Source organism: Bilifractor sp. LCP21S3_A7 (genome assembly GCF_052118825.1).
Lineage (GTDB): Bacteria > Bacillota > Clostridia > Lachnospirales > Lachnospiraceae > Bilifractor.
Genome location: NZ_JBQKGL010000012.1, coordinates 87,320 through 96,552 on the forward strand (window position 1 = coordinate 87,320; position 9,233 = coordinate 96,552).

General features: G+C 43.2%; 7 protein-coding genes and 2 pseudogenes. 4 read left to right on the forward strand and 5 right to left on the reverse strand.

From position 1 onward, the window contains the following. The first annotated feature begins 3 nt into the window (after window positions 1-3). Together ACTQ1O_RS11555 and ACTQ1O_RS11560 are read left to right on the forward strand one after the other, a co-directional pair. Window positions 4-1,107 carry a GGDEF domain-containing protein gene (locus tag ACTQ1O_RS11555; protein WP_441487380.1) on the forward strand — a complete coding sequence of 368 codons (1,104 nt, stop codon included), beginning with the start codon at window positions 4-6 and terminating at the stop codon, window positions 1,105-1,107. A gap of 198 nt (window positions 1,108-1,305) precedes the next feature. Beyond that, window positions 1,306-1,881 (forward strand): annotated as a pseudogene (locus ACTQ1O_RS11560) (transposase); the annotation flags it as partial. A 696-nt stretch (window positions 1,882-2,577) separates the two neighbouring features. Here the strand turns inward: ACTQ1O_RS11560 and ACTQ1O_RS11565 are convergent. The 5 genes from ACTQ1O_RS11565 to ACTQ1O_RS11585 form a co-directional block, all read right to left on the reverse strand. Further along, on the reverse strand, window positions 2,578-4,038 hold the full coding sequence (locus ACTQ1O_RS11565; RefSeq protein ID WP_002584327.1) for an Lsa family ABC-F type ribosomal protection protein: 1,461 nt from the start codon (window positions 4,036-4,038) through the stop codon (window positions 2,578-2,580). A gap of 721 nt (window positions 4,039-4,759) precedes the next feature. Continuing rightward, window positions 4,760-6,331, reverse strand: a complete 1,572-nt coding sequence (locus tag ACTQ1O_RS11570) for a recombinase family protein (RefSeq protein ID WP_441487381.1) — start codon at window positions 6,329-6,331, stop codon at window positions 4,760-4,762. Next, window positions 6,331-6,732, reverse strand: coding sequence for a hypothetical protein (locus tag ACTQ1O_RS11575; protein WP_441474571.1), 402 nt, complete (start codon window positions 6,730-6,732; stop codon window positions 6,331-6,333). Before ACTQ1O_RS11575 ends, ACTQ1O_RS11570 begins: the two co-directional genes overlap by 1 nt. Further along, window positions 6,729-8,291, reverse strand: coding sequence for a recombinase family protein (locus ACTQ1O_RS11580; RefSeq protein ID WP_441474572.1), 1,563 nt, complete (start codon window positions 8,289-8,291; stop codon window positions 6,729-6,731). The genes ACTQ1O_RS11575 and ACTQ1O_RS11580 overlap by 4 nt, the downstream gene beginning before the upstream one ends. A gap of 52 nt (window positions 8,292-8,343) precedes the next feature. Continuing rightward, window positions 8,344-8,595, reverse strand: a complete 252-nt coding sequence (locus ACTQ1O_RS11585) for an SHOCT domain-containing protein (protein ID WP_441487382.1) — start codon at window positions 8,593-8,595, stop codon at window positions 8,344-8,346. Window positions 8,596-8,845: 250 nt separating this feature from the next. Between ACTQ1O_RS11585 and ACTQ1O_RS11590 the strand changes: the two genes are divergently transcribed. Together ACTQ1O_RS11590 and ACTQ1O_RS11595 are read left to right on the forward strand one after the other, a co-directional pair. Beyond that, window positions 8,846-9,034, forward strand: coding sequence for a hypothetical protein (locus ACTQ1O_RS11590; protein WP_441099619.1), 189 nt, complete (start codon window positions 8,846-8,848; stop codon window positions 9,032-9,034). Next, window positions 9,035-9,214, forward strand: a pseudogene (locus ACTQ1O_RS11595) (helix-turn-helix domain-containing protein); the annotation flags it as partial. It abuts the gene before it with no gap. Between the last annotated feature and the right edge of the window lie 19 nt (window positions 9,215-9,233).

Sequence of the window (9,233 nt, forward strand, 5' to 3'; positions counted from 1 at the left end):
AAAATGAAACTGTTTCCCATCGTATATGCTGATTTGATCAGTGCCGCCATCGTTCTATATGTGTGGATCCGGATCTATGCCAATCCCACTTTAGAAACAAAAGCAGTACACCTATTTCGAAATATCGGGATCACTATATTCGTCACTTTGGTCCTGGATCATATCTGGGAATATTTCTATGAGATCTCCGATCTGTCCAAGGCTTCCCGGCATTTACTGAATACCATATCAAGCCTGGAATTCCTATGTATCCCTGTGATCCTCTTTTTTCTTCTGATGTATCACAGAGACCAGTGGGATCTCGGAGACACTCTTGCCCTGGCAGCAGACGCCGGTCTTCTGATTCTAAATCTTTTAAATATCTGGATTCCTACGTATGCAAAAACCACCAAGGGTCTTTATATGGAAAACGCCCCTGCGGCAAAATGGATCTACACGGGGATTGTCCTTCTCTTTTGCTTTATTCTTACGCATGATATCCTCTTATCTCATGATATTGATGTAGAAAACCGCATCATGGTCATTTTCACTGCCTTGATTGCAGCACTCGGCTCAGCCAGCTGTTATTTCGACGGCGATGTCGTAGCGGTCTGGGAATGCGTTTCCATTGTCTATCTCTTGCTGTTTCTTACTTTTGTCCGTATCTTCGATAAGACCGATCAGGTGACCGGCATTCCCAATCGCAATGCTTTTACCCTGGCCTTCTTCCGAAAGAAAAAGAAGTTAGCGCCGGTTCTGGTATCCTTTGATCTGAATCATCTGAAAAACTTTAATGATAATATGGGACATAGCACAGGAGATCAGTATCTCTTTGCTTTTGCCATGACCGCTCAGAAAGAATTAAAGCCCTATGGTAAGCTTTACCGTGTCGGTGGTGATGAATTCTGCCTGATTTCCTATGATGATCCGAAAGGGATCCAGGCCGTCATTGACAGGCTGCAGGAGATGGAGAGATCCGATTCGGCTTTCGGCGATTTCCCCTTGGATTTTGCTTATGGCATAGCGATCCGAAGCGAGGGCGAATCCAATGAAACGCTCTATAAACGGGCGGATGCTTTGATGTATGAAAACAAACGAAAGAATGAGAGCGGACAGGCGCGGATGTGAATGAGATATGTCCTGCCACAATGCGCATATATAAGTAAAAAAAGGGGCTGTGAAATAATCAGCTCATGAAAAAAAGAGAAGTAATAGCTGGAAACAGCCGATTACTTCTCTTTTTTCATGGTAAAATATTACCATGAACAAACCAATTCTTATAATACACTAAATCAGGGCGTTTTACCATTTTTTATTTCAGATTGCTTGGCTGATGCGGGATATGGCTCGTTCAATAATTATATCTTTTGCGAGCAAAAAGACATGGAAAAGTACATGAAGTTCACAATGTTTAAAAAGGAGACGACCGATAAGAAATATCACAACGATCCATTCAGAGCTGTTAATTTTGAGATCGGTGATGATGGGAAAATGCGTTGTCCTAATGGGAAGAGCTTCAACTTTCTATACAGGAAGCATGTAAAAGGAAACCAGTATGGCCGGCAAGAAGAAGTCTATCAGTGTGAAGACTGCAGTGGTTGTCCCTATGCATCGAAGTGTAAGAAAACAGATAAAAACAAGACCGTAAGAATAAACGAAGAACTGACCGCTATGCATCAGGAGGTTATAAATAATCTTGAAAGCATCCATGGAGCACTCCTTAGAATGAACAGATCCATTCAAGCGGAAGGTACTTTCGGAATCATAAAAAATGATCGTTGGTATAAAAGAATAGTCCGAAAAGGAATAGAATCCGTAAAACTTGAGGTTCTTTTGGTTTCAATAGGTCATAACTTATATAAATATCACAATAAAAAGATGCGTCTCCAAGAAGCTGCCTAATAAAAAAAGTTTGTAGTTTTTGGGGAAAGGGGCATTATACTCTATTTTTGCCAGAAACAGCATACCTCACAAAAAATGATATAAAAAGGGAGCTGGAAAAAATGATTATCTCATTTTTTCACAGCCCCCTTTTTTCTATTTCTGCTCAAATAGCCTTTCCACAGTTACAACCCCTGAAAATAGCAAAGCCACAGTCTCGCCAGTTAAAAATTCATCAAAATAGCCTTCCCACAGTCACGCCCGACCAACTTTCACATTTTTTCTAAAAGAAAATGCGGCACCCGCCTCTCTTCTCAGAAAGACGGATGCCGCAGAAATGGCTTAAACACGGGCTTTTCCAGCCCTCTTTCAATTTTTTCTTGTTAGCAGAGCCACGGTCTCGACGTGCCCCGAGACAGTTGAAAATATAATCACGCTGCCTGACTGTTTGCGGGAACATGTCAATAATTCGCCTCTGTTTGCGGAAACATATCTAAAACTCAGGCATCAAATGAGGAAACATATCTAAAGGAATCAAGGCGACAAACTGGAATTTGAGTCTCTGTAAAGCTGGAATTAACCCATACAATTATTTTAATTTAGAGGTTCTTACGCAATTATCCGTATTTTGTAATTTTTCAATACTGGAATGCCAGTGTAAATCAGCATTCTCCATTTTTATTAAAGCGAAAAACGTAAAATTGCGGAAGAACCAATTTAGATATTCACAATTTTACTTGCCACAGTATCTCGAAAAACACTGTCATGTTCTACCAGGAGCATGGTCGGGGCAAACTCCGTTATGAGTTGTTCAATCTGCATACGTGAGTACACATCAATAAAGTTGAGCGGTTCATCCCATACATACAAGTGTGCCTTTTCACAAAGGCTTTTCGCAATTAGGACTTTCTTCTTTTGCCCGCCAGAAAAGTCTTTAATATCCTTTTCAAACTGTACACGCTCAAAGTCCATTTTCCTAAGAATTGCCTTGAACAAACTTTCATCAAGGTTGTTTTCTTCTGCAAACTCGGAAAGGGTTCCACATAAATACGATGTATCCTGTGGCACATAAGAAATTACAAGCCCAGAGCCAAGTGTTACTGTACCCGTATAATCTATGGACTGCCCGACTACCAACTTTAACAGGCTACTTTTGCCACTGCCGTTCTTTCCATCAAGCACAATGCGTTCTCCCTGTCTTATTTCAAACGAAACGGGTTCACAAACTGAAATGCCATCATAATAAACTACTACATTCGATAATGATGCAAGCAAATCTGTATGGTAATTAAGCGGTTGTATCTTGAGGGCTTCTGCGGTTTCCATATTTTTCAGCAATGCTGATTTTTGTTCGATTGTCTGTTGTTGTCTCGCTTCTATAGATTTTGAACGCTTCATCATTTTGGCGGCTTTATGACCGACATAACCTTTATCTGCTGCCCCAATTTTGGAAGCTTCTACACGTTCAGACCATACTGCAGCGCGTTTTGCCGACTGCTGTAATCGTCTGATGTCCTTTTGCAAACGTTCGTTCTGAGCCAGTTCAAATTCTTGCTGTCGCTCAAAATTTGACATCCATGATGAAAAGTTTCCTCTTTGCACTTCGATATTCGCTCGGTTAATCGATAGAATATAGTCAACACAATCGTCAAGAAAGCGACGATCGTGAGAAACTAAGATGAATCCCTTTTTCTTTTTCAGATATGCCGCCACACTTTTTCTCGCTTTGGCATCCAAATGGTTGGTAGGTTCATCAATCAGTAGGAAATGCCCTTCATTAAGAAAAAGAGCGGCAATTAAAACCTTTGTCTGCTCTCCGTTGGAAAGTGTTTCAAAAGGTCGCCAAAGCACATCGACATCAACATCAAGATAAGAAAGTTCTCGCATAAGTTCCCATTCTTCCGCAAGTGGGCAAATCTCCTGCAATATATCCTCTGTAATACGATTCTTATCTGAAACGGGATAAGGAAAATAATCAAACTGTACGGATGATAGGATTTTTCCACTATACTCATATTTCCCAAGCAGAAGATTCAGAAAGGTTGTTTTACCTCGTCCGTTTCTGCCCACAAAACCAAGCTTCCAATCGGTATCAACCTGGAAACTGACATTTTCAAAAACATTATCATAACTTGTCGGATATGAAAACGTAAGGTTTTCAATTTTAATCATTGACATAAATATTATCCTCCTTTGCATGTCATACGATACAAAGTCGGTTCGGTGAATGTTTACTACGTATAGATTTCACCAAAAGGAACCGACACTATACGGAGTGAATCATGTGTAACTATCTGTTCTGCACTATTCATAAAGCACCTCCAAAACAAAATAAGAGCCACAAGAAAGTTTATCCTTGCAGCTCGTCATAGCATAAAATAACACCACTAAGCAAAAGTGGCAACAGCACTATATTGAGTAAGATAGACATATAACTTTCTTGCAATAGACACAATAATGCCAAAGTATAGCACTACCGCATATTTTGATTTTATTTGCAAGAAAAGTTAATCATCTTCCCACCTCTTTCTAAATTTCAAAATATTATACCATAAATCGCAGGCAAATACAAGTGGTTATAAAAATTTAACAAATCGCTTATAATACAATCATATAACTTTACGCATTCCTTACTGACCGTAAAATTCCGATTTGTTAAACTCTTTAGCGACTCCATCTTCTTATCCTTCAGACAAGAAGCATCCCTCGCTCTAAAGGGCTCGGTCAATTCCGATTTTCACTACCGACCCACTTCTTTGCGTGGAAGTTTATCAAATATAACCATCTGATATTTTCTATAGACTCATTTAGGCCCAATGTTAGTTTAATATGGTAGCATTATCTTGCCAACAGGAAAAGCCGCCCCGGAATCCCGAGACGGCATGAAATATTTTCATCCTTAAATTATGATGTCCTCTTTTGCTCCACCCTTCACCATGATGGTGAGCTTGGCAGGGAAGACCCTGATCTCCTCTATGAAGTTTCGCACCAGCTGCTCATCATAGGCGAGCACCTTATCCTTTGCTTTCTCGACGGATTCCCGCAAAGCAGCAACCCGTTCTTCGTCGCGCTTCCGTTCCGACTTTGTGGTCTCAATCTCGTTTTTTCTTTCTCTGAGCTGCTGGATCTGTTCAGCAAGCTCCGTTGTATTCTTTCCGGCCTTGACCCGGGAAAGAACCTGCTGCTGAAGCTCGACCAGTTTGGAATTGATGTCGGCAAGTACAATATCCGTGTTTCCTGTGGTCAATTCCTGCACATCCGAGCATATGTCGTTGTATATTCTGTCCTCATCAAGGATCAGATCCTGTACCGCTTTGACGACAGCTTTCTGAAGATCGGCTTCTCTTATCGTTCTGGAATGACAGCCGCTTTTTTTGCCCTTTTGCAGGCGTGATCTGCATCTCCACACAAGTACTTTCTCCCCTTTCAGGATCCAGTGTGTTCGCTGAAATGACGCACCGCATTCACCGCAGATCACCTTGCCACTCATAGCAATATGGCTACAATATTTCTCATTCAGCTTTCCTTCTCGGCGGAGTTCAGAACGTCGTGTCATTTCAGCCTGGACTTCGAAGAACAGCTCCTTCGGTATTATCGCGGGATGATCGTCTTTGACATAGTACTGTGGCAAGTGGTCGACGTTCTTTACTCTTTTCTTCTGCAGCGTATCAATTGTGACGGTTTTCTGGAGCAGCGCATCTCCTATGTACTTCTCGTTGGAAAGGATTTTCTGTACAGTTGTTCCGTACCATTTTGTTTTCCCGTCCCCGGTTTTAATACCATCATGCTCGAGCCCTTTTGCAATGCTGATGGTGCTTCCGCCCTCAAGATACTCACGATAAATTCTTTTCACTACTTCCGCCTCTTCAGGTACGATCTCCAGCTTTCCATCCTCACCTTTTGTATATCCTAGAAATCTATTGTAGTTCACATTTACTTTGCCCCGTTGAAATCTGTACTGGTATCCCAGCTTTACGTTCTGCGATAAGGATTCACTCTCCTGCTGCGCCAGCGATGAAAGGATCGTCAGAAGGACCTCTCCATTTGCGTCGAGAGTATTGATACCTTCCTTCTCGAAATAAATACCGATGTTCTTTGTTCTGAGCTTCCGCACCGTCTGCAGGCAATCAACCGTATTTCTGGCGAATCGGCTGATCGATTTCGTGCGGATCATATCAATCTTCCCAGCCATCGCGTCATCAATCATCTGATTGAACTGATCACGCTTCTTGGTGTTTGTGGCGCTGATCCCATCGTCGGCATAAATCCCAGCCGACACCCATGCCGGATTCTTCTGTAATTCCTCTTTAAAGTGCTTAACCTGGGCATCGTAGCTTTCTTCCTGTTCGTCAGAATCCGTGGAAACCCGGCAGTATGCTGCTACGTGAATCTTCTTCTCATTTTCCTTTACCACCCGGTTCCCGATTTTCTTTCTGGCCGGAATGATGATAACCTCTGGTGCGTTTGCCATTATTCCTTCACCTCAATTCTTTCATATACATAAGCTGCTCTCGCAACTGGATCCTTCGGAAGTTCATCGTCCTTGTAATCCAGAAAGCGAAACTTGGTCCCGGGCATAATCTCCGTGGTCCTGATTGCAGGTCTCTTTTTCTTCTTCCGTTTTGCCTGAACCTCATCAAAGGTCTTTCCATCAATGATTTCCGGATAGAAGTCATCGCCTTTGTATCTGGGATTCTTGAGCATAAGAGACATGAATGGATGATTCTTTTGAATTCCCGAATCCCTAAGTGCCTGTGCTAAATTGCCATTCTTTGCGAATGAAGCAAAAGCAGCCCTCACCCGATCGGCCTCTCTGGGCTCAATGACCGGCTCTCCATTTTCGATCCGATAGCCATAAAGCACTGATCTCATTTCAATTCCTCCTTCAGCTCGAGTCCGCAGCTCAACCGGAACCCGATCATATTTCTCGAATACACGGCGATCTCATCAACGAACTCCAGAAATGCATTCTCGTCCATCTCTCTCGTGATGTTGTGGTCTCTCAGGTATCTGAGAAGTCGTCCCGCCTCGGTAGTGAATTTGTAGTTATTTGAAATGGCCATCGTCAGCGATGCCTTTTTCGATCCGAGGTCGTTCTTCTTATCGTTCAGGTCGGCAAGCTCTTTCTGGCATGTTGAAGGGTCGAGCACCCCATCAGCTGCAAGCTGCATGATCGCGGCCTGCTGTTTCAGAAGGGCCGAATACTTCTCGTCAATCTCGCCGATTTCCTTATCCGCTGTCTCTGTATCTAGGCTTTCAAGGTTTCTAATATATGGCTCCAGCACCTGACGCCGTGCAAAGATGAGCTTGTTCATCATGGTCGTAAACGCTGCTCGAATCTTGCTATCCTCAAGCACCTTAAGTGGACACTTGTCTTTATCACGAATGTGGGTAGGACATGCCCATGCATCATAAAACCCACTCTTTCTGCCGCTGCGTACAACATGCTTCAAGTGAGCCCCGCACTGCTGACAAACCATTTTCCCAGTGAAGAGGTGATTGGTTTGATAGGTGCCATCTCCATCCCGAATTTTTCTTTCCTTCTTCCTTTGTCCAATCAGGTGCTGTACTTTTTCAAAATCCTCCTGGGTAATGATAGGCTCGTGCGTATTCTTCAGATAATACTGGTCTACTTCACCGTGATTGTAATGATGATTGTATTCTTCATCAGTGAAAGTCTTCATGTAGAGCGTGTCTCCGATATACCGCTCATTGTGAAGCATGCCTCGTATGTTTGATGCACTCCACATTTTCCCGTTTCTAGGGGTCTTGATTCCGAGTTCATTCAGCTTATTGGCAATTTTATAGGACCCCATTCCATCAAGAGCCATGGAAAAGACCATCCTTACTATCTCTGCCTGCTCCTTATTGACGACCAGCTTCCCGTCATCGATGTCGTACCCATAAGGAGGTGTCCCCTGCTTATAGGTTCCACTCTTCATTCGGACCTTGATGCCCCACTTTTCATTGGTAGAAATGCTTCTCGATTCACTTTCTGCAAGGCTGCTCATGACTGCCAGCAGGAACTCGCTTCCCATCGTCAGTGTGTTGATGTTCTCCTTCTCAAAGTAGATCCCTACACCGCAGGCAGAAAGCTCCCGAGTCATATTCAGACAGTCGATCTTGTTCCGACTGAATCTTGAAATGCTTTTTGTCAGAATAAAATCGATCTTGCCCTGCTTCGCATCTTCGAGCATCTTTGCCAGCGCCTCTCTTCTCTCCGTCGAGGTACCGCTGACTGCCTCGTCGTAGTAAAGCCCTGCAAACTCCCAGTCGGGATTACTTTTTATGTAATCCTCGTAGTGCTCTCTCTGTGCCGTCAGGCTTTCTTCCTGCTCAGCGGATCCCGTTGAAACTCTGCAGTAAGCAGCTACCTTCAGTTTCTTCTTGTCATCCTTCTTCGAAGGATCGATCGTAGTTATCGTTGCCACCGTCTCGGCCTCCTTTCTGTACGTGACATATTCGCTCTGGAACCCGATGTTATCAACGAATTTCAGGCATTATCTCCGCCAGAAACGGAGCATATTTTTCACGAAAATGGAGCTCACATTTTGCGTATTCCTTGTCAGTAATATCCCCGTTTTCACGGAGCTCATCGAGAAGCTTCACCGCTAAGTGATAGCTATAATCAGCCCGATAATCATCGAGCGTTCTGTCCGGCGGAGTCATATCAATCGGGAGGCGCCCGCATTCAAGCTCGACAACCTGATTCTTTTCATTCTTATTTTTTTCCATACTGCCTCGGTCCTCCTCGTAGCTGTGGCAGGACTGCCCCTGCAGTCAGATACGGACACAAAGGCAGTGTTTTTGTGTTTGGAGGCATAGCAATTTTCAAGAAGAATCAAAAATGGGCAAAAAAATAAAGGCTAGCGGCATTGCTGCCATTAGCCCAATCACCTTTCAATCAGATTAAATATTTTTTATAAATTTTTAGGGGAACTCATGTCTTTCCGCATATATAGAAGTAGAAGGAGGTCATAAGAATATGACTAGTTACACAATCGAAGAACTTTATCACCAGAACGCGACTATCCTCTTCCTCATCGACATGCTGGATGACATGTACTGGGACAACGTTGAGAGACTTGCTGATTTGGGAGACCAGAAGAGTATCGATCTAATCCGTGAAGTCGAAGCCACATTATGGAAAAACATGTGGTTTAACATTCATTAAACTGCTGGTGAAATCGTCAGCCAGGACAGCGACACGGAACAAGCGTACTTGGCGTTTATCTGCAAACGGCTCAAGCTGAATTTTAGGAAGCTGTCAGTAGAAGAACGGAAGTGGCTGAAAAAGATTGCGGAAAAATCCGACTTGCTGAAGAATCCAAAACCGCAGAGAGGACGAAGATAAAAAATGCCTGAACGGCGGT